Source organism: Cryobacterium breve (assembly GCF_027594785.1).
Lineage (GTDB): Bacteria > Actinomycetota > Actinomycetes > Actinomycetales > Microbacteriaceae > Cryobacterium > Cryobacterium breve_A.
Genome location: NZ_CP075584.1, coordinates 3,019,335 through 3,039,898 on the forward strand (window position 1 = coordinate 3,019,335; position 20,564 = coordinate 3,039,898).

The window sequence follows — 20,564 nt, forward strand, 5'->3', positions numbered from 1 at the left end:
GGTGTGAGCTCCTAGATGGCCGGGCAGAACGAGGGGAGAAGGTCGGCGGGCGAACCGGCCGGGCAGGGGTCGAAGGTGAAGACCACGAGCGTGCCGAGCACGATCAGGACCACGACCGCGGCGAGGATGGCGCCCTTGAAAATACCGCGGGTGACCCGCTGGGTCGCGTAGTCGTTCACGATCGTGCGCATGCCGTTGCCGCCGTGGATCAGGGCGAGCCAGAGCATCGCCACGTCCCACCACTGCCAGAACGGGCTTGCGAGCTTGCCGGCGACGAAGCCGAAGCTGATCGCGTCGACGCCCTTGCCGATCATCAGGTTGACGAAGAGGTGACCGAAGATGAGCACGATGAGCACGACGCCGGAGGCGCGCATGTAGATCCAGCCCCATTTTTCCCAGTTCGTGCCGCGCTTGCCGGTCGGGCGGGCGTATGGGCTCCTGGGGGAGTCAAGTGTGGTTGCCATGGCTGCTCCTCCTAGTGGCTGAAGACGTTCATGAGGTGGCGAGGGGCGAAGCCCAGCATCGTGACGACCCAGAGGCCGATGACGACGTAGAACATCACCTTCTGGTACTTCGCGCTCCAGAAGTCGATCAGGATGATCCGGATGCCGTTGAACGCGTGGAACACGATCGCCGCGACGAGCGCGGTCTCACCGAGGCCCATGATCGGCGTCTGGTAGCTCGAGATCACTGCGTTGTACGCCTCGGGGCTCACGCGCACGAGCGCCGTGTCCAGAATGTGGACCAGCAGAAAGAAGAAGATCGCAACACCGGTGATCCGGTGCAGGACCCACGACCACATGCCCTCGCGGCCCCGGTACAGGGTGCCTGCGGGGCGGCGTGACGTGGTCTTCTGCTGGGATGTCAATGTCCGTGCCGATTGCTGAGGCATGACCAACCTTCCCTGGCTGAATGAGCGGCCTCGAATGGTGCAGGCCGGCACTGCGCTGGTGCGCGTGCAACCATCCTAAGTGTCTCTAGGCCGAGATATTATCCGCGAGGGCCCTCAGCGCTGCATTGACAGCGGAACCGCCGTCATTACGCGTATGGCGGCGCGTTCGTCGATGACTTTGTCGTAGTACCCGACAAGGGTTTCGCAGACGTTCTCCCACGACCGGCCGAGCACGGCCCTCCGGCCGGATTCGCCCATCCGGAGTCTGAGAGGGGCGTCATCGACGAGGCGCGTGACGCACCGCCGCAGGTCGCGTTCGTCGTCTGGGGCGAAGAGGAAGCCGTTGTCGCCGTGCGCGACGAGGTCGATCGGGCCGCCGGCGTGCGGGGCGACGACGGGGAGCCCCGCCGCGTGCGCCTCCTGGATCGTCTGGCCGAAGGTCTCCTCTGTCCCGGCGTGCAGAAAGAAGTCGAACGCGGCGTATGCGTCGGCGAGGGCCGCCCCGGAAAGCCGGCCGAGCCAGGTCACCGGCACACCGGCGAGTTCGCGCTGGATGAGCGGCACGGACGGCCCGTCGCCGACGAGGGCGACACGGATGCCGGGAATGCCCCGGAGGGCACGGAAACGTTCGACCTGTTTCTCCGGCGCCATCCGGCCGACGTAGCCGATGACGACCTCTCCGTTCGGAGCCAGGCGCTTGCGGAGCTCGGCGACGGCCGGTTCGCTCCGGCGGTTCGGGTGGTAGCCGACGAGGTCGACGCCGCGCGTCCACCGGGCGAGCCTGCGCACGCCGACCCGTTCGAGGTCCGCCATCGAGGCCGAGGATGGCACCAGGGTGAGGTCTGCACCGTCGTGGATCCACTTGACCAGGCGCCAGGCGACCTTGGTGGCCTGGCCGAGCCGGTTACGCCTCGCGTAGCCGGCGACATCCGTCTGGAAGATCGCGACGCTCGGGATATCGAGGCGGTTCGCCGACGCGATGCCCTGCGCGCCGAGGAGGAACGGGGACGCCGCGTGTACGACGTCCGGCCCGAAGTCGGCGAGCAGGCGCTGCACGTGCGGGCTCGGCATCCCGACCGGGAACTGGCGGTAGGAGACGGCGGGGACGCTGAACACGGGAAAGCCCGCGTATTCGGCCGGAGCACCGGCCGGGGCGATGACGATCGCCTCGTGCCCGGTGCGCTGCAGGTGCTCGAGCACCTTGCAGACGCTCGTGGTGACCCCACTGACCGTGGGGAGGAAACTCTCGCTGACGACGGCAACCCGCATGTTTCGAGCGTATGCACCCCTCGAAACAAGCACGTGAATACCCGGAACGACTGCGTGAATACCCGGTGAACACCCCCTCTTCGGCCTGTAGTCTGGCCGAATGACCCAGGCACCTGACCCACTCGAGCGCTTCTACAGCGTGATCCCCGCCGGCGGAATCGGATCCCGCCTGTGGCCGCTCTCGCGCGCGGACGCCCCGAAGTTCCTGCACGACCTCACCGGGTCCGGCCAGACGCTGCTCAGGGACACCTGGGACCGACTGGCCCCGCTCGCCGGCGACCAGCGCATCATGGTCGTCACGGGACGCGCGCACCGCGCGGCCGTCGAGGCGCAGCTGCCTGAGCTCGCCGACCTCAACGTCGTGCTCGAGAGCGAGCCGCGCGAATCGACGGCGGCCATCGGCCTCGCCGCCGCCATCCTGCAGAAGCGCGAACCCGGCGTCATCATCGGGTCATTCGCCGCCGACCACGTCATCAAGGGCGCCATCCTGTTCCGCCAGACCATCGTCGAGGCCGTCGCGGCAGCGGATGCCGGGTACATCGTCGCGATCGGCATCCGGCCGACCGAACCCGCGATCGGCTTCGGCTACATCAAGACGGCCGCGCAGCTCGACATCCCCGGGGCCCCGAACGCGCAGTCCGTCGACTCCTTCGTCGAGAAGCCCGACCTCGCAACGGCGGAGGCGTACGTCGCGAGCGGCCACTACCTCTGGAACGCGGGCATGTTCATCGCCAGGGCCGACCGCCTCCTCGACGAGATCGGTGCGGCAGAGCCCGAGCTCCTCGCCGGGCTCCTCGAACTCGCCGACGCCTGGGACACACCGCGCCGGGGCGCGGTCGTCGACAGGGTCTGGCCGAAGCTCAAGAAAATCGCGATCGACTACACCGTCGCGGAGCCCGTCGCGGCCCGCGGCCAGCTCGCCGTCATCCCCGGCCAGTTCGACTGGGACGACGTCGGCGACTTCGCGTCGATCGCCAAGATCCACGCGAACGGGCGGAAGCGCGACCTCGCGATCCTCGGCGAGGGCGCACGCGTGCTCGCAGACTCCTCGAGCGGCATCGTCGTGAGCCACACCGGCCGGATGATCGCGCTGATCGGCGTCGAGGACATCGTCGTCATCGACACGCCGGACGCACTGCTCGTCACGACGAGCGCGAATGCGCAGAAAGTCAAGGCCGTCGTCGACGCCCTCAAGCTCTCCGGAAGCAGCGACGTACTGTAACCGCGTCCACGGAATCGTTTGTGCAGGTCTCCGCCTGATTACGCACGGAATTGTTTCGCGCAGGTAGCGGCTTGATAACGCTTAGCGCACCTATCGAGTTTGCTCAACTGAGCAGTGAAACATTGGGTAACCTGATTGCACACAGCCCCGTCGAACCCGCGCCGGGCCAGCAATGGAGGTCACCTTGACAATCACAAAACGAAGGGCCGTTTTCAGCGGACTCGCCACCCTGGGCGCTGTCGCCCTGCTCGCCGGTTGTGCGGCGGCGCCGAGCACCGGCGGCGCTACCTCGACCGCTGCGGTCACTGACTTCACCCCGTGCATCGTCTCCGACGCCGGCGGCTTCGACGACAAGTCCTTCAACCAGTCCAGCTTCGACGGTATGACCCAGGCAGCGGATGCCCTCGGCGTCAAGTTCAAGCAGGCAGAGTCCAAGACCACCGACCAGTATGCGGGCAACGTCAGCAGCATGGTCGACCAGAACTGCAACTTCATCCTCACGGTCGGCTTCGCGCTCGCGAACACCACCCGCGACGCGGCCAAGGCCAGCCCCAAGACCGATTTCGCCATCATCGACTCCGCATTGTCGAACGACGACTTCAGCCCCCTCGCCCTCGACAACGTCAAGCCGGTGCTCTACGACACCGCCCAGGCCGCCTTCCTCGCCGGATACCTCGCGGCGGGCACCACCAAGACCGGCACCGTCGGCACGTTCGGCGGCAAGCAGTTCCCGTCCGTCACCATCTTCATGGACGGTTTCGCCGACGGCGTCACGTACTACAACACCCAGAAGTCGAAAACCGTCAAGCTTGTCGGTTGGGACAAGGCCGCGCAGACCGGTACCTTCGCGGACAGCTTCGACGACATCAGCAAGGGCAAGACCATCACGGCCGGCCTGATCGACCAGGGCGCCGACATCATCCTCCCCGTCGCCGGACCGCTGTTCCAGGGCACCGCCCAGGCGATCCAGGACTCCGGGAAGGACGTTGCCATCGTCGGCGTCGACAGTGACCTCTACGAGACCGCACCGGCCACGAAGGCGCTCTACCTCACCTCGATCATGAAGCAGATGGCTGACGCCACCAAGACGATCGTCGTCGACGCGGCGAACGGCAAGTTCAGCGCGACCCCGTACATCGGCACCCTCGAGAACAAGGGCGTCGACATCGCGCCCCTGCACGACTGGGAGTCCAAGGTCGACCCCGCGCTCGTGAAGGAGGTCGACGCGATCAAGGCCGACATCATCAGCGGCAAGCTCACGGTCACGTCGCCGTCCACCCCGAAGTAACACACCAGGCAGTGCCATCGCGGGGAGGCCAGCGAGAGCTGGCCTCTCCCGCGTGCTTTGACTCCCCGGCCGCCGACCCCCCGGTCGACCGCTCAATAGAATCGGGAAGTATGAAGCTCGAACTTCGCGGCATTACGAAGAGATTCGGTGCCCTGGTCGCCAATGACCACATCAACCTCACTGTCGAGGCCGGCGAGATCCACGCGCTGCTCGGGGAGAACGGCGCAGGGAAGTCCACCCTGATGAACGTGCTCTACGGCCTCTACCGGGCCGAAGAAGGGGAGATCCTGCTCGACGACGTCGTCCAGCACTTCTCCGGGCCCGGCGACGCCATGGCGGCGGGCATCGGCATGGTGCACCAGCACTTCATGCTGATCCCCGTCTTCACCGTCGCCGAGAACGTCATGCTCGGCCACGAGGAGACCGGGTTCGGCGGTCACCTCGACCTCCCGGCGGCCCGCCGCCGGGTGACGGAGATCTCGGCCAGGTTCGGGTTCGACGTCGACCCCGACGCCCTCGTCGAGGACCTCCCCCGTCGGCGTGCAACAGCGCGTCGAGATCATCAAGGCCCTCTCCCGTGACGCGAAGGTGCTCGTCTTCGACGAGCCGACAGCCGTACTCACCCCGCAGGAGACGGACGAGCTGATGGGCATCATGCGCCAGCCTGCGCGACGCGGGGACCTCGATCGTCTTCATCACGCACAAACTGCGCGAGGTGCGCGCCGTCGCCGACCGGATCACGGTCATCCGTCTCGGTGCCGTCGTCGGCGAGGCCTCGCCCACCGCGAGCAACGAGGAGCTCGCCACGATGATGGTCGGCCGCGCCGTCGACCTCACCGTTGACAAGTCTCCTGCCGAACCGGGGGCACCCGCACTGGTCGTCACCGACCTCACCGTGCTCGACCCGCGCGGGCAGGTGCTCGTCAACAACGTGAGCTTCACCGTGCACGCCGGCGAGATCCTCGCCATCGCCGGGGTGCAGGGAAACGGACAGACCGAGCTGACCGAGGCCCTGATGGGCCTCCAGCCCCGCGTCTCCGGCGACATCACTCTCGACGGAGCCTCGCTCCGCGGCCACACGGTGCGCCGGATCCTCGACGCCGGCGTCGGCTTCGTGCCGGAAGACCGCACCGAGGACGGCCTGGTCGGCGAATTCACGATCGCCGAGAACCTGATGCTCGACCGGTCGCACCGGCCGCCGTTCGTCAGGCGCTTCAACATGCAGCTGTCCTTCCTCGCCAAGTTCGCCCAGGACAAGGTCAAGGAGTTCGATGTGCGCTCCCAGGGCATCGACACCCTCGTCGGCCGCCTCTCCGGCGGCAACCAGCAGAAGGTCGTGCTCGCCCGCGAGCTCAGCCGCGAGCCTGCGGCTGTTCATCGCCGCCCAGCCGACCCGGGGCCTCGACGTCGGTTCGATCGAATTCGTGCACGAACGCATCATCGCGACCCGGGATGCCGGCACGCCGGTCATCGTGATCTCGACCGAACTCGACGAGGTGGCCGCCCTCGCCGACCGGATCCTGGTGATGTTCCGCGGCCGCGTCGTGGGCATCGTCCCCGGCGACACCCCCCGAGCCGTACTGGGGCTGATGATGGCCGGCGAAACGCCGACCGAAGAAGGAGCGGCAGCATGAGCGAGACCCTGCAGACCCCGCCGGTTTCCGGTGGGAAGCCGGCCCAGCCTGGCCAGCCGGACGAGCCGAGCCGCGCGTACCAGCTCTTCCGCGAGATCACGACCGGGAACGCCATCATCTCCGTCCTCGCCGTCCTGCTCGCCCTGTTGGTCGGCGCGATCCTGATCGCCTTCACCAATGAGGACGTCCAGAAGGCGTCGGTCTACTTCTTCTCCCGGCCGGGCGACACCGTCGTCGCGGCCTGGAATTCCGTCTCCGGCGCGTATTCCGCCCTGTTCCAGGGGTCGATCTACAACTTCCGCAAGCCGGACTTCGCCTCAGGGATCAAACCGTTCACCGAGACGCTCACCTTCGCGACCCCGCTGATCGCGGCCGGCCTCGGTGTCGCGCTCGGCTTCCGGGTCGGACTGTTCAACATCGGCGGTCGCGGCCAGATGCTCATCGCTGCCGCGCTCGGCGGCTGGGTGGCCTTCGCGCTCGACCTGCCCGCCGGCATCCACCTCGTCGTCGCCCTCGCCGCCGGCATCGCGGGCGGCGCACTCTGGGGCGGTATCGTCGGCCTGCTCAAGGCCCGTACCGGCGCACACGAGGTGATTACGACGATCATGCTCAACTATGTCGCGTACAACCTCGTCAGCTACCTGCTGCGCGACGGCTTCCTGAAGACGCCGGGGTCGAACAATCCGCAGAGCCCCGCGAGCAAGCCGACTGCCGTGTTCCCCGACCTGCTCGGCCCCGGGTACAACCTGCACCTCGGCTTCATCCTCGTGATCATCGCGACGATCTTCACCTGGTGGTTGCTGTCTCGGTCCAACCTCGGCTTCCAGTTCCGCGCCGTCGGCCTCAACCCGCACGCCGCGCGCGTCGCCGGCATCAGCGTCGACCGGATGTACGTCTACGCCATGCTGCTTTCCGGCGGGCTCGTCGGCCTCGCCGGCATCAACCAGGTGCTCGGCACCTCGACGAGCGGTTTCGACGCCGGCATCGACTCCGGCATCGGCTTCGACGCGATCACCGTCGCGCTGCTCGGCCGCTCGCGCCCGTGGGGGGTCTTCGCGGCAGGCATCCTCTTCGGCGCGTTCAAGGCCGGCGGGTTCTCGATGCAGGCCGCCGAGGGTGTCCCGATCGACATCGTGCTGATCGTGCAGTCCCTGATCGTGCTGTTCATCGCGGCGCCGCCACTGGTCCGCTCCATCTTCCGGCTGCCGACGCCGGGCCAGAAGACCCCGGGTCCGAAGGCCAAACGCACCACGACTCCCACGAAGGTGGTGGCCTCATGAGTACCCCTTTGACCGTCTCACCGGCAGGCTCGACCGGGCCGGCCACTCCGATCGCCGACGCCGGGCCCGACTTCGAGCAGATCAAGAGCTGGAAGACCCCGATCTCCCTCGCCATTTTCACCGTGCTCGGCTTCCTGCTGCTCGTGGTCTTCGGTCGCGACGGCGAGAGCACCATGCGCCTGTCGACGACGACGGACCTGATCCAGCTGCCCGACGTGGTCCTGCCGACCCGGGCGACCGGCATCGTCGTGAGCGTGCTGTTGCTGCTGATCACCCTCGCAAGCGCCTGGCTGGTGCGGTCGAAGGCGAAGGTGCCACTCTGGCTCGTCACCGTTTTCGCGGTGCTCCTGCTCACGGGCTTCCTGGCCTGGGCGGCCGCAGACGAGACGATCCCGGTACCCGGTCTGCTGTTCGGGTCGTTGAGCCTCGCGGTTCCGCTCATCTTCGGCGCGCTCGGCGGCGTCATCTCCGAGCGGGTCGGCGTGGTCAACGTCGCGATCGAGGGCCAGCTTCTCGCCGGGGCCTTCACCTCGGCGATGGTCGCCTCGATCACTCAGCAGCCGCTGCTCGGGCTCGTCGCGGCGATGGTCGCCGGCGTGCTCGTCTCCTTCGTGCTCGCCGCGTTCTCGATCAAGTACTTCGTCGACCAGGTCATCGTCGGCGTCGTGCTCAACGTGCTCGTCTCCGGGGTCACCGGCTTCCTGTTCTCGCAGGCTCCTCGCACCGAACGCCGCGACGCTCAACAGCCCGCCGCGCTTCGAGACGATCCCCATCCCGCTGCTGAGCGAGATCCCGATCATCGGACCGGTGCTCTTCCGGCAGACCCTGATCGTGTACATCATGTACGTGGCCGTCGCGTGCGTGTACTTCGGCCTCTTCCACACCAAGTGGGGCCTCCGCCTGCGGGCCGTCGGCGAGCATCCGCAGGCCGCTGACACCGTGGGCATCAACGTCGCCCGCACCCGGTTCTGGAACGTCTCGCTCGCCGGTGCGATCGCCGGTCTCGGCGGGGCGTACTTCACCCTCGGCTCCGTCGGCGCCTTCGGTAAGGAGATGACAGCGGGCGCCGGGTTCATCGCCCTCGCCGCCGTCATCTTCGGCCGCTGGGACCCGATCAGGGCCACCCTCGCCGCGCTGCTCTTCGGCTTCGCGAGCAACCTGCAGAACGTGCTCAGCATCATCGGCTCCCCGGTGCCGAGCGAATTCATGCTGATGCTGCCCTATCTCGTCACGATCTTCGCCGTCGCCGGCCTCGTCGGCCAGTCGCGGGGGCCTGCGGCCTCCGGAAAGCCGTACATCAAATCGTGAGCTCCCGAAAGAACGACCCGGCACCGAAGAACGAACCGGCCCGAAAGAACGAACCGGAGTCCGGCCACGTGGCTCCCGCGGTCGACTGGGCGCTCCTCCGCAGCACAGCGACCGAGGCCATGCGCCTCGCGTACGCGCCGTACTCGAAGTTCCCGGTCGGCGCGGCTGCCCTCGTCGACGACGGCAGGGTGATCAGCGGATGCAACGTGGAGAACGCCTCGTACGGCCTCACCCTCTGTGCGGAGTGCGCCCTCGTCTCCGTGCTGCACCTCACCGGCGGCGGCCGGCTCCTCGCCTTCAGCTGCGTCGACGGCAACGGCAACCTGCTGATGCCGTGCGGCCGCTGCCGCCAGCTGCTCTACGAACACTCCGCGCCCGGCATGCTGCTGGAAACAGTCTCGGGCCTCCGCACCATCGATCAGGTCCTGCCGGACGCCTTCGGGCCACGCCAGCTCGCCGACTACCGGGAAGAACACCAGTGAACACCCAGACCCACCTCGAAGCCTTCGACGCCGTCGACCTGATCCGCACCAAGCGCGACCACGGCGAACTCGCCACCCCCCAGATCGACTGGCTGATCGACGCGTATACCCGCGGCTACGTCGGCGACGAGCAGATGGCCGCCATGACGATGGCGATCTTCCTGAACGGCATGACCCGCCGGGAGATCAAGGACCTCACCCTCGCCATGATCAACAGCGGCGAGCGGATGAGCTTCGCCGGCCTCGGCAAGCCGACGACCGACAAGCACTCCACCGGCGGTGTCGGCGACAAGATCACCCTCCCGCTGATGCCGCTCGTCGCGGTCTTCGGAGCGGCCGTTCCGCAGGCTCTCCGGCCGCGGGCTGGGGCACACCGGCGGCACCCTCGACAAGCTCGAGTCGATCCCCGGCTGGCGCGCCCACCTCAGCAACGAGGAGATGTTCGCCCAGGCTCCGCGATCACGGCGGCGTGATCTGCGCGGCCGGTGGCGGCCTCGCCCCGGCGGACGGCAAGCTCTACGCGCTCCGCGACATCACCGGAACCGTCGAGGCGATCCCGCTGATCGCCTCCTCGATCATGTCGAAGAAGATCGCGGAGGGCACGAGCGCCCTCGTCCTCGACGTGAAGTTCGGATCCGGAGCCTTCCTGAAAGACATCGAGCTCTCCCGGGAGCTCGCCCGCACGATGGTCGCGCTCGGCGAAGATGCCGGAGTGGCGACATCCGCCCTGCTCACCAACATGAACGTGCCGCTCGGCTTCGCGATCGGAAACGCGAACGAGGTGCGCGAATCGGTCGAGGTGCTTGCCGGCGGCGGGCCGGCAGACGTCGTCGAACTCACGATCGCCCTCGCGACCGAGATGCTCGACCTCGCCGGAATCGACGGCGTCGACGTGGCCGCTGCCCTCACCGACGGGCGGGCCATGGACAAGTGGCGTGAGGTCATCCGCGCTCAGGGCGGCGACCCGGATGCCGCACTGCCGGTCGCGAAGGAGACCCACACCGTTGTCGCCGACCGCGACGGGGTGCTCGTCGAGCAGCAGGCGCTTCCGTTCGGGATCGGCGCCTGGCGCCTCGGCGCCGGTCGCGCCCGCAAGCAGGACCCCGTGCAGCACGCAGCAGGGATCGACCTGCACGCCAAGCCGGGAGACACCGTGCGCGCCGGGCAGGCACTCTTCACCCTCAGCGCCGACGAGCCGGAGCGTTTCGCCAGGGCCCTTGAAGCCCTCGAGGGCGCGTACCGGATCGGCGACCCCGGCGAGCCCGTGCTCGACGGCGGCCCCCTGATCGCCGAGCGCATCGGCCGCTGAGCCCGGCCCGATCTCCACCGGCACCGGTTTGTTGCCGATCACGATAAATTTCGGGAGTTATGCCTCGGGAGGGGCCGGGGGAGGCCGGGGCCGGTAGATTGGTGAGCGTGAATACGAGCTCTGAGGAATTCCTGCTGCCCGGTGGTACGAGCATCAACGCGCTGCCCAAAATATCGCTGCACGACCACCTCGACGGCGGGCTGCGCCCCCAGACCATCATCGAGCTCGCCGAGGCCATCGGTCTCGACCTGCCGTCGACGGAAGCCGCGGCCCTCGGCGATTGGTTCGCCGACCAGTCCAATTCGGGCTCGCTCGTTGACTACCTCAAGACCTTCGATGTGACGACGGCCGTGATGCAGACCCGTGAGGGCCTCACGCGGGTCGCGCACGAATTCGTGCAGGACCTTGCAGCCGACGGTGTCATCTACGGGGAGATCCGCTGGGCGCCCGAACAGCACCTCACCCGCGGGCTCACCCTGGACCAGGTCGTCGAGGCCGTGCAGGAAGGCCTCGAATCCGGCGTCGACGAGGCGGCGGAATACGGTTCGACCATCCGGGTCGGCCAGCTCATCACCGCGATGCGCCACGCGAACCGCGGGCTCGAGATCGCCGAACTCGCCGTGCGTCACCGCGGCAACGGCGTCGTCGGGTTCGACATCGCCGGAGCGGAACTCGGTTTCCCCGCGCGCAACCACCTCGCAGCCTTCGACTACCTCGCCAAGGAGTTCATGCCGGTCACGGTGCACGCCGGAGAGGCCGACGGGCTCGAAAGCATCCGCGGCGCCCTCTTCGACGGCCGCGCCCTGCGCCTCGGCCACGGTGTGCGCCTCGCCCAGGACATCGTCATCGGCCGCGAGGACGACGACAACACCTACGTCACCCTCGGCCCGGTCGCTCAGTGGGTGCGCGACCGCGAGATCGCCCTCGAACTGAGCCCGTCGTCCAACCTCCAGACCGGCGCAATCGCCGCATGGGGCGACGACCTGCTCGACCACCCCTTCGACCTGCTCTACCAGCTCGGCTTCCGGGTCACCGTCAACACCGACAACCGGCTGATGAGCGACACGAGCCTGAGCCAGGAACTGGCGCTGCTCAGCGACGCCTTCGGCTACGACATCGACGACCTCGAGGTCTTCCAGCTCAACGCCGCCCAGTCCGCGTTCCTCCCGCTCGAAGAGCGCGAAGAACTCGCGGACGCCATCGTCGCGGGCTTCGAAGAGGCCTGAGAGCCCGCGGACCCCGCCACGCAACCCCAGTGAAAGAACCTATGCAACTCCCAGACCTGCCTCTTACCGCCATAGCGATCGGCATCCACGTCGAAGACTGGCGCGCCGCCGTGACCGCGGCCGGCGACGGACTCGTCCGCTCGGGGTCGACAGTTCCCGGCTACACCAAACGGATGATCGACGTCATCGACGAGTTCGGTGCCTACGTCGTGATCGCCCCCGGCCTGGCCCTCGCCCACGCGCGCCCGGGCCCCGACGTCATCGCCGAGGGCCTGAGCGTCGTGACGCTCGCGGAACCCGTCGCCTTCGGCCACCCGCACAACGACCCGGTCAGCGTGGTCCTCGGCCTCGCCGTGACAACGGGCGACGAACACGTGCTGCTCGTCGCCGAACTCGCGAACGTCTTTAACGACCCGCGGGTCATCCCCGCGCTTGCGGCCGCGACGGATGCCGCCGGCATCCGTTCGCTGCTCGGCGTCACGGCACCCGCCGCAGAAGCAAGCGGGGTCGAGGAATGAAGATCGTCGCGTTGTGCGGAGTCGGGGTGGGCACCTCCGCGATCCTGAAGGTGAACGCCGAGCGCGCTCTCGCCAGACTCGACATCGACGCCGAGGTGACGGCGACCGATGTCGCGTCAGTGCAGGCGGTCGGCGCTGACGCGCAGGTGATCCTGACGTCGTCAGAACTCGTGAGCCGCATCGGCAAGACCAACGCCGACATCGTCGTGATCGACAACTATTTCGACGTCGACGAGCTTACGACCAAGCTCGAGGAAGCGCTCGGCTGAGCCCGGTTCGCCGTGAGCCCGGTGCGCTGTGCGCCGGGTCTGGGTGAGCCGGTGCGCTGACGCGCGGGTCGAGCCCGGCGTTCTGAGGTCTACGCGATGAGTTCGCGCATGCCCCGCTCGAGCTCGGCGAGCACCGCGTTCGCGGCGACCTGGCGCTCCACGACCGTGCCGACGACGCTGCTCGTGTCGAGGTAGACCTTGAGCTTGGGTTCCGTTCCACTCGGGCGCACCATCACCCGGGCGCCTCCGACGAGGCGGATCCGAAGCACATCGCTCGGCGGCAGGCCGACGAAGCCGCCGGCGAGGTCGTCGATGTGGTCGACCCGGATCCGGCCGACGAACGCCGGCGGGTTCGAGCGCAGCCGGTCCATCACCCGGGAGATCTCGGACAGGTCGGTCACGCGCACCGAGATCTGGCTCGACGAGAAGTGCCCGAACCGGCCGCTGAAGTGGTGCAGGTGGTCCGCGAGGGTGAAGCCCTCGTTCTTCAGGTCGCTCGCCAGGGAGAGCAGGGCGAGGGCCGCGGAGATTCCGTCCTTGTCGCGGACGGTCGTCGGGTTCACGAGGTAGCCGAGGGCTTCCTCGTAGCCGAACACGAGACCGGGGGCCCGGGAGACCCACTTGAACCCGGTGAGGGTCTCCTCGAAGCGCATGCCGTAGGCATCCGCAACGGCCTTCAACGCCGGCGACGACACGATCGAGCAGGCCAGGGTGCCGCTGCGCGGGGCGGTGGCAGGTGTGTCAGCATCGTCGTGCGTGTCGGCCTCTGCGGTGACGGGGGCGAGTTCGGCCCGCTCTGCTGCTCGCCAGCCGAGGATGGCGCCGACCTCGTTGCCGGTGAGGCGACGGTAGCCGCTCGCGGAGTCGACGTCGGGGATCGCGATCGCGAGGCGGTCGGCGTCGGGGTCGTTCGCAATGACGAGTTCGGCGTTGATCTCGCGGGCCGTCGCATAGGCGAGGTCGAGGGCGCCCGGCTCCTCCGGGTTCGGGAAGACGACGGTCGGGAAGGTCGGGTCCGGCGCGATCTGCGCGTCGACGAGGGTCGGCAGGTCGTAGCCTGCGGCCTCGAGCACGCGGCGGGTGGTGTCCCAGCCGACTCCGTGCATCGCGGTGTAGACGGCGTTGACCTGGGCGCGCGGCGGGCCGACGGTTGCAGCGGTCTCGGTGATGTACGCCTGTACGACGGTTTCCTCCGCGGTCTCGTAGACGCCGCGCGGCAGTTCGGGGATGGTCGCGTGCGTCGCGATCCGGTGGATCTCCGCCGCGATGAAGGCGTCGTCCGGCGAGACGATCTGGGACCCGCTGTTCGCGCCGCCGAGATAGACCTTGTAGCCGTTGTCTGCCGCGGGATTGTGCGAGGCGGTGACCATCACACCGGCGCTCGCGCCGAGGTGGCGCACGGCGAAGGCGAGGACGGGCGTCGGCAGCAGGCGGGGGAGCAGAATGGCGCGGACGCCGGCCCCGGCCATGATCGCGGCGCTGTCTGTCGCGAACACCTGGGAGTTCTTGCGGCCGTCGTAGCCGATCACGACGGAGGGAGTGTGGCCGGGGAGCGCGGTTCCGATCAGGAAGGCGGCGAGGCCGGCGGCGGCCTGGGACACGAGGACCCGGTTCATCCGGTTGGAGCCGGAGCCGATCGCGCCGCGGAGTCCAGCGGTTCCGAAGGCGAGGCGTTCGTCGAAGCGGGCGTGCAGCTCGGTGATGGCGGTCTCGTCTGCGGACTGCGCCCCGCGGAGCAGGGCGCGCAGTTCGGCCTGGGTCTCAGGATCCGGGTCCTGGGCGAGCCAGGCGGTGGCGGCGGCGATCGTGGTGGCGTCGTCGGGGGCCGGTTCCGGTGTGGCCGGTGAACCCGCGCGTGCGGGGTGGGCGAGCGCTTTCGGAACGAAGTCAGTCGCGACCGTGGCGTCCATTTCCGCCGTGACGGGGGTCGGCTCGTCGCTGACGGATGCGGGGTGGGCGATCACGGGAGGAGCCGTCGGTTCCGGTGCGGATTCCCCGTGCTGAGCGGCTGCCGGCGGCGCCGGGGTTGCCTCGGCGGTCGGGGCTGCCGGTGTTGCAGGGGCGGCTTCGTGCGCGGTTGCAGGGGCGGCCGCGGGGGCGGTTTCCTCTTCGGCGGGCGTGGAAGCAGCGGGAGCCGGTTCGCTCGCCGCGGCTACTGCGGGCGACAGAACCTCCACGATGTCGAGCGCGAGGGTCGGCGGCAGGACGGAAGTGGGAGCATCCGGCAACGCCCGGTGGCGCCCGCGCGCGCGAACCTCGCCCGTGCCGGTCGAGGCGGCGTCGGTGGAGCCGGTGTCGACGGGTCCGGTTCCGGTCTCGGTGGCGCTCACAGGGCGGCCACGATCCTGGCGAGGAGTGCGCTGATCACGGGTTCGGCCTGCTTGCCTGCAACGAGCACTTCGGCGTGGCTGAGCGGCTCCTTCTGGATCCCGGCCGCGAGGTTGGTGATCAGGGACAGGCCGAGGATCTCCATGCCGGCCTGCCGGGCCGCGATGGCCTCGAGCGCCGTCGACATGCCGACGATGTGGCCGCCGATCGCCTTCGCCATCTGCACTTCGGCGGGGGTCTCGTAGTGCGGTCCGCGGAACTGGCAGTAGACGCCCTCGTCGAGCCCGGGGTCGATGGTGCGGGCCAGGTCGCGCAGCCGCTTCGAGTAGAGGTCGGTCAGGTCGATGAAGGTCGCGCCCTCGAGCGGCGAGTCCGCGGTGAGGTTGATGTGGTCGCTGATCAGCACCGGTGTTCCGGGGGTCCAGGTCTCACGGATGCCGCCGGCCCCGTTGGTGAGGATCATGGTGGTCGCGCCCGTCGCCGCAGCGGTGCGCACGCTGTGCACGACCCGGCGGACGCCGTGGCCCTCGTAGTAGTGGGTGCGCGCGCCGATGACGAGGGCGCGCTTGCCGTTCGGCAGAAGCACGGAGCGCAGGGTGCCGACGTGGCCTTCGAGCGCGGGGGCGCTGGAAGCCGGTGATCGACTGCGCGGGGATCGTGTGCGTGGTCTCGCCGATGAGCTCCGCGGCCTTGCCCCAGCCACTGCCGAGGGTCAGCGCTACGTCGTGATGGGCGACGCCGGTCAGCTCGGCGATTTCACCCGCCGCGATCCGGGCGATCTCGAACGGGTCGGTTTGTGGCTCGTCCAGCGGGTTTGCGTCGATCGTCGGCATCCCCCCACTCTATTCGCCCGAACCAATTCGACGGAGATTTTGGGCATTCGGGGCCGAAAGTGCCCTCTCACGCACGAAAATCTCCAAAACTCCGTCGAATTCGTCGGGGGCGGACGGCGGCGCGGGCTGCGGCGGGCGGATGCGCGGGGCCGGGATTGGTGGCGAAGGGCGGCGAACGGCAGAATGTCACCATGGCCTACGAGTTCGAACGCAAGCAGCAGATCGTCATTCTCGGCGGAGGGCCCGGCGGATACGAAGCGGCGATCGCCGGGGCTCAGCTCGGAGCGGAGGTCACGCTCGTCGAAGAGGTCGGCGTCGGCGGGTCCGCCGTCATCACGGACGTCGTCCCCTCGAAGTCGCTCATCGCCACCGCAGAGGCCACCAACTCCATCGGCGACGCGACAGAACTCGGTGTCCAGCTATTCGTCCGCGGGGCCGACGGCAAGCCGAGCCGCCCCGAGGTCGCGATCAACCTCGCCGCCGTGAACAAGCGTCTCCTCGCGCTCGCCCGCCAGCAGTCCGAGGACATGCGGGCCACCCTCGTCACCGCCGGAGTCCGCCTCGTCCAGGGCCACGGCCGCCTCGACGGCACGAGTGGCGTGATCGTCGCGACCTCCGAGGCCGCCGGCACCGATTTCGACCGGATCAGCGCCGACACGATCGTCGTCTCCGTTGGAGCGAGCCCGCGCATCCTCCCGACCGCGGTCCCCGACGGGGAGCGCATCCTCACCTGGACCCAGCTCTACAATCTGCGCGCCGTGCCCGAGCACCTCATCGTCGTCGGGTCCGGCGTCACCGGCGCCGAGTTCGCCTCCGCATACCGGGCCCTCGGGGCCCGCGTCACCCTGATCTCGAGCCGCGACCAGGTGCTGCCGGGCGAGGACGCCGACGCGGCAGCCGTGATCGAGAACGTCTTCAAGCGCAACGGGATGGTCGTCCTCAGCAAGTCCCGCGCCGAATCCGTCGTCGTCACCGGTGCCGGGGTGCTCGCGACGCTCTCCGACGGACGCAAGGTCGAGGGCAGCCACTGCCTGATCGCCGTCGGCTCGGTGCCGAACACCCACGGGATCGGCCTCGAGGAGGCCGGCGTGCAGCTGACCGACTCCGGGCACATCCGGGTGAACCGGGTCGCCCGCACCTCGATGCCGAGCATCTACGCGGCCGGAGACTGCACGACAGAGCTGCCGCTCGCATCCGTCGCCTCGATGATGGGCCGCACCGCGGTCTTCCACGCGATGGGCGACGCCGTGAACCCGATCGAGATCCGCAATGTCGCGGCCAACATCTTCACCCAGCCCGAGATCGCGACCGTCGGCTGGACGCAGAAGCAGATCGAGGACGGCCTCGTGCGCGGCACGATCTACAAGCTGCCCCTTGCCGCGAACCCGCGCGCGAAGATGATGGGCATCAAGGACGGCTTCGTCAAGCTCTTCGCGACCACGACGACCGGCACCGTCATCGGTGGCGTCATCGTCGCCCCGAAGGCGAGCGAACTCATCTTCCCGCTCGCGCTCGCCGTGGAGCACCGGCTCACGGTCGACGAGGTCGCCAGGGCGTTCCCGGTCTACCCGTCGCTGACGGGCTCGATCACGGATGCCGCCCGCGCGATGCACATCGTCCATCGGGCCATCCGATGACTCGCCCCCGGTCCTCGCGAGAGTACACTTATGGCCCTTTAAACCGCGGTTTTAAAGGGCCGAAAGTACGCTCTCGCGGGAGAGCCGGTCAGCCCTCGAGGCCGCGGCGGACGGCGCGGGGGAGAGCGGCGACGATGATCGCGTGCGACTCGGTGATCAGCTCCCGCACGTGGTCGGCGGGAACGGAGCCGTCGAGTCGCACGGTCACCCAGTGGCGCTTGTTCATGTGATAGCCCGGTTCGATGCCGGCAACGCTCCGGATCAGCCGCGGCACGTTCTCGGGGAGCGCCTTGAGCGTGATCGACCGGCTCGGGGCATCCGGCTGGTCGACGGAGAACATCTTGCCCGCGACCTTCATCACCCGGGCCTCCGGCCCGAACGGGTACGTCTCGACGGCGCCGTTCAGATCGAGCAGGAACGCGGTCAGTTCGTCCGGATCCACGACGGTCCCCTTTCCCGGCCGACGATGAGCGAGCGGATACCTGCCGGGAGGTGCCTACGCGGCGTCGGTCACGGCCAGCAACATATACCCGCTCGACACCGTGGCGCCGACGACGGCGCCGATGCTGCCGATCACGCCGTCCTTGTGCGCGGTGAGGGGCTGTTCCATCTTCATGGCCTCGAGCACGAGCAACAGGTCGCCCTTGACGACCACGTCGCCCTCTGCCACGGCGAGCTTGACGATCGTGGCCTGCATCGGCGCGACCACGGCGTCGCCGATGGCCGTGTTCACCGAGTGGGCAACGCCGCGGCGACGCGGCGCGGGACCGGCGGTGTTCTCGGCGGTGCCGGGCAGGAGGCGCACGGGGAGGCTGACCTCGATGCGGCGGCCCTCGACCTCGACGACGACGTTGTGGCGTTTCTCGGCGGTGCCCTCGTCGGTGAGGGACCCGTTCCACGGCTCGATGTCGTTGACGAACTCGGTTTCGATCCACCGGGTGTAGATCGAGAACGGTTCGCCGTCGACGGGCGCGAAAGCGGGGTCGCGCACGATCGTGCGGTGGAACGGCAGCACGGTCGGGAGTCCGGCGATGTCGAACTCGTCAAGGGCGCGGCGGGAGCGCTCGAGCGCTTCTTCGCGGGTCGCACCGGTGACGATGAGCTTGGCCAGCAGGGAGTCGAAGGAGCCGGAGATGACGTCGCCGGCCTGCACGCCGCTGTCGACGCGCACGCCGGGGCCGCCCGGCGCCCGGAAGACGTGCACGGGGCCGGGGGCGGGCATGAACCCGCGGCCGGGGTCTTCGCCGTTGATCCGGAATTCGAAGGAGTGCCCACGCGGGATCGGGTCGTCGTAGTCGAGTCGGCCACCCTCTGCGAGGCGGAACTGTTCGCGGACGAGGTCGATACCGGTGACCTCTTCGGAGACGGGGTGTTCGACCTGGAGCCGGGTGTTGACCTCGAGGAAGGAGACGGTGCCGTCCTGCCCGATCAGGAATTCGCAGGTGCCGGCACCGAGGTAGCCGACCTCCTTGAGGATGGCCTTGGAGGCGCGGTACATCTCGTCGTGCTGGGCGGTCGTCAGGAACGGCGCGGGCGCCTCCTCGACGAGCTTCTGGTGGCGGCGTTGGAGCGAGCAGTCACGGGTGGAGACGACGACGACGTTGCCGTAGGCGTCGGCGAGGCACTGGGTCTCGACGTGGCGGGGCTTGTCGAGGTACTTCTCCACGAAGCATTCGCCACGGCCGAAGGCGGCGACGGCCTCCCGCACGGCGGAGTCGAAGAGCTCTGGAACCTCTTCGCGGGTGCGGGCGACCTTGAGGCCGCGGCCGCCGCCGCCGAAGGCGGCCTTGATCGCGACCGGTAGCCCGTGCTGGTCGATGAAGTCGAGGACCTCGGTGGCGTCGAGCACCGGGTTGAGGGTGCCTGGCGCCATCGGGGCGTGCACCCGTTCAGCGATGTGCCGGGCGGAGACCTTGTCGCCGAGCTGTTCGATGGCGTCGGGGGACGGGCCGATCCAGATCAGGCCGGCGTCGATCACGGCGCGGGCGAATTCGGCGTTCTCGGCGAGGAAGCCGTACCCGGGGTGCACGGCGTCGGCGCCGGACCGGCGGGCGATCGAGAGGATCTTCTCGATGACCAGGTAGGTTTCGGCGCTTGTCGTACCGTCGAGCCCGTACGCCTCGTCTGCGAGGCGGGCGTGAACGGCGTCACGATCCTGGTCGGCGTAGACGGCGACCGAGAGAATGCCGCTGTCTTTCGCGGCTCGAATCACCCGGACGGCGATTTCGCCCCGGTTGGCGATGAGGACCTTCGTTATGCGGGACACAGTGCCTGAGCTTATTGGACATCCCGCCCCAGGCTTTGGTTCTCTTCAACAAAAAGAGCTCCCAAAAAGGTATGGATGCCTACAAAACGCCCCCGAAACCCGCTCGGCGTCAGGCGTCTGCGCGGTTCCAGAGGCTCGGCCAGGAGTGCCCGAGACTGATCACGAGCCGGCGCAGTGTCGGCAGGGACAGGCCGACGACGGTCGATGGGTCGCCCTCGATGTGGGTGATGAAGGGGGCTCCGAGGCTGTCGATCGTGAACGCCCCGGCGACGAACAGGGGCTCCCCGGTCGCGATGTACGCGTCGAGCTCCGCGTCGTCGATGTCGTCGGCGAAGGTCACGTCGGCGACGGCGACAGCCCCGACGGCCCGGCCGGGCACGCCGGCCCGGTGCTCGATGAGCCAGTGGCCCGAGTAGAGCTGACCGGTGCGGCCGCGCTGCAGCTCCCAGCGCTCCCTGGCCTTCTCAGCCGTGTGCGGCTTGCCGTAGATCACGCCGTCGATCACGAAGACAGAGTCCCCGCCGAGCACGAGGTGCACGTCGTCCCCGTCGGCGGCCTCGGCGTCCAGGGCGACGATCGCCCGGGAGACGTCCTCCGCCTTGGCGCGAGCGAGCAATTCGACCGTGTGGCGGGGCGTGAGCGGTGCGCCGAGCGCCCGGGCGGCATCCGCTGCGACCTCGCCTTCGTCGACGCCGGGCGCGATCGTGACCGGCTCGATCCCGGCGGCACGCAGGAGCGTGAGCCGGGCCGGAGAGGTCGAGGCCAGGTACAGGCGCATGGTTCCCTTCGTGCCGCGAAAGAGC

15 protein-coding genes and 4 pseudogenes are annotated in these 20,564 nt (G+C 68.7%); 11 read left to right on the forward strand and 8 right to left on the reverse strand.

Going from position 1 to position 20,564, the window contains the following annotated elements; translation table 11 throughout:
• Positions 1 to 11 precede the first annotated feature (11 nt).
• From KIV56_RS14700 to KIV56_RS14710, 3 genes are all read right to left on the reverse strand, one after another.
• Entirely contained in the window at positions 12 to 464 is a 453-nt protein-coding gene (locus KIV56_RS14700) for a succinate dehydrogenase hydrophobic membrane anchor subunit (RefSeq protein WP_281534025.1), read from the reverse strand.
• An 11-nt stretch (positions 465 to 475) separates the two neighbouring features.
• Positions 476 to 892, reverse strand: coding sequence for a succinate dehydrogenase, cytochrome b556 subunit (sdhC, locus tag KIV56_RS14705; RefSeq protein WP_281534026.1), 417 nt, complete (start codon positions 890 to 892; stop codon positions 476 to 478).
• 114 nt (positions 893 to 1,006) lie between these two features.
• A complete protein-coding gene (locus KIV56_RS14710; RefSeq protein WP_281534027.1) occupies positions 1,007 to 2,161 on the reverse strand; it encodes a glycosyltransferase family 4 protein in 1,155 nt (384 codons plus the stop codon).
• 100 nt (positions 2,162 to 2,261) lie between these two features.
• Here KIV56_RS14710 and KIV56_RS14715 point away from each other — a divergent pair, with 100 nt between their 5' ends.
• From KIV56_RS14715 to KIV56_RS14760, 10 genes and pseudogenes are all read left to right on the forward strand, one after another.
• Positions 2,262 to 3,383, forward strand: a complete 1,122-nt coding sequence (locus tag KIV56_RS14715) for a mannose-1-phosphate guanylyltransferase (RefSeq protein WP_281534028.1) — start codon at positions 2,262 to 2,264, stop codon at positions 3,381 to 3,383.
• A gap of 184 nt (positions 3,384 to 3,567) precedes the next feature.
• Positions 3,568 to 4,671, forward strand: a complete 1,104-nt coding sequence (locus KIV56_RS14720) for a BMP family lipoprotein (RefSeq protein WP_281534029.1) — start codon at positions 3,568 to 3,570, stop codon at positions 4,669 to 4,671.
• 110 nt (positions 4,672 to 4,781) lie between these two features.
• Positions 4,782 to 6,305: pseudogene (locus tag KIV56_RS14725) on the forward strand (ABC transporter ATP-binding protein).
• On the forward strand, positions 6,302 to 7,585 hold the full coding sequence (locus KIV56_RS14730) for an ABC transporter permease (RefSeq protein ID WP_281534030.1): 1,284 nt from the start codon (positions 6,302 to 6,304) through the stop codon (positions 7,583 to 7,585). Before KIV56_RS14725 ends, KIV56_RS14730 begins: the two are co-directional and overlap by 4 nt.
• A pseudogene (locus KIV56_RS14735) lies at positions 7,582 to 8,893 on the forward strand (ABC transporter permease). The gene KIV56_RS14730 and the pseudogene KIV56_RS14735 overlap by 4 nt, the downstream one beginning before the upstream one ends.
• A 68-nt stretch (positions 8,894 to 8,961) precedes the next feature.
• The gene (locus KIV56_RS14740; RefSeq protein ID WP_323503733.1) at positions 8,962 to 9,375 is read left to right on the forward strand and encodes a cytidine deaminase; all 414 of its coding nucleotides are present in this window, start codon (positions 8,962 to 8,964) and stop codon (positions 9,373 to 9,375) included.
• Positions 9,372 to 10,684, forward strand: a pseudogene (locus tag KIV56_RS14745) (thymidine phosphorylase). Before KIV56_RS14740 ends, KIV56_RS14745 begins: the two are co-directional and overlap by 4 nt.
• Before the next feature lie 107 nt (positions 10,685 to 10,791).
• Positions 10,792 to 11,910, forward strand: coding sequence for an adenosine deaminase (locus KIV56_RS14750; RefSeq protein ID WP_281534032.1), 1,119 nt, complete (start codon positions 10,792 to 10,794; stop codon positions 11,908 to 11,910).
• A gap of 41 nt (positions 11,911 to 11,951) precedes the next feature.
• Positions 11,952 to 12,428, forward strand: a complete 477-nt coding sequence (locus KIV56_RS14755) for a PTS sugar transporter subunit IIA (RefSeq protein ID WP_281534033.1) — start codon at positions 11,952 to 11,954, stop codon at positions 12,426 to 12,428.
• The gene (locus KIV56_RS14760) at positions 12,425 to 12,697 is read left to right on the forward strand and encodes a PTS sugar transporter subunit IIB (RefSeq protein ID WP_281534034.1); all 273 of its coding nucleotides are present in this window, start codon (positions 12,425 to 12,427) and stop codon (positions 12,695 to 12,697) included. Before KIV56_RS14755 ends, KIV56_RS14760 begins: the two co-directional genes overlap by 4 nt.
• Positions 12,698 to 12,786: 89 nt before the next feature.
• On the opposite strand, the gene KIV56_RS14765 is transcribed toward KIV56_RS14760, so the two are convergent.
• Both KIV56_RS14765 and KIV56_RS14770 read right to left on the reverse strand, forming a co-directional pair.
• On the reverse strand, positions 12,787 to 14,502 hold the full coding sequence (locus KIV56_RS14765; protein WP_281536171.1) for a phospho-sugar mutase: 1,716 nt from the start codon (positions 14,500 to 14,502) through the stop codon (positions 12,787 to 12,789).
• Positions 14,503 to 15,023: 521 nt separating this feature from the next.
• A pseudogene (locus tag KIV56_RS14770) lies at positions 15,024 to 15,858 on the reverse strand (purine-nucleoside phosphorylase).
• A gap of 191 nt (positions 15,859 to 16,049) precedes the next feature.
• Between KIV56_RS14770 and KIV56_RS14775 the strand changes: the two are divergent.
• Entirely contained in the window at positions 16,050 to 17,495 is a 1,446-nt protein-coding gene (locus tag KIV56_RS14775; protein ID WP_281534035.1) for an NAD(P)H-quinone dehydrogenase, read from the forward strand.
• Positions 17,496 to 17,583: 88 nt separating this feature from the next.
• Here the strand turns inward: KIV56_RS14775 and KIV56_RS14780 are convergent, their stop codons facing one another.
• The 3 genes from KIV56_RS14780 to KIV56_RS14790 form a co-directional block, all read right to left on the reverse strand.
• Positions 17,584 to 17,937, reverse strand: a complete 354-nt coding sequence (locus KIV56_RS14780) for an MmcQ/YjbR family DNA-binding protein (protein ID WP_281534036.1) — start codon at positions 17,935 to 17,937, stop codon at positions 17,584 to 17,586.
• A 54-nt stretch (positions 17,938 to 17,991) separates the two neighbouring features.
• A complete protein-coding gene (locus tag KIV56_RS14785) occupies positions 17,992 to 19,761 on the reverse strand; it encodes an acetyl/propionyl/methylcrotonyl-CoA carboxylase subunit alpha (RefSeq protein ID WP_281534037.1) in 1,770 nt (589 codons plus the stop codon).
• Positions 19,762 to 19,870: 109 nt separating this feature from the next.
• Positions 19,871 to 20,539, reverse strand: a complete 669-nt coding sequence (locus tag KIV56_RS14790) for a Maf family protein (protein ID WP_281534038.1) — start codon at positions 20,537 to 20,539, stop codon at positions 19,871 to 19,873.
• Positions 20,540 to 20,564: the final 25 nt, after the last annotated feature.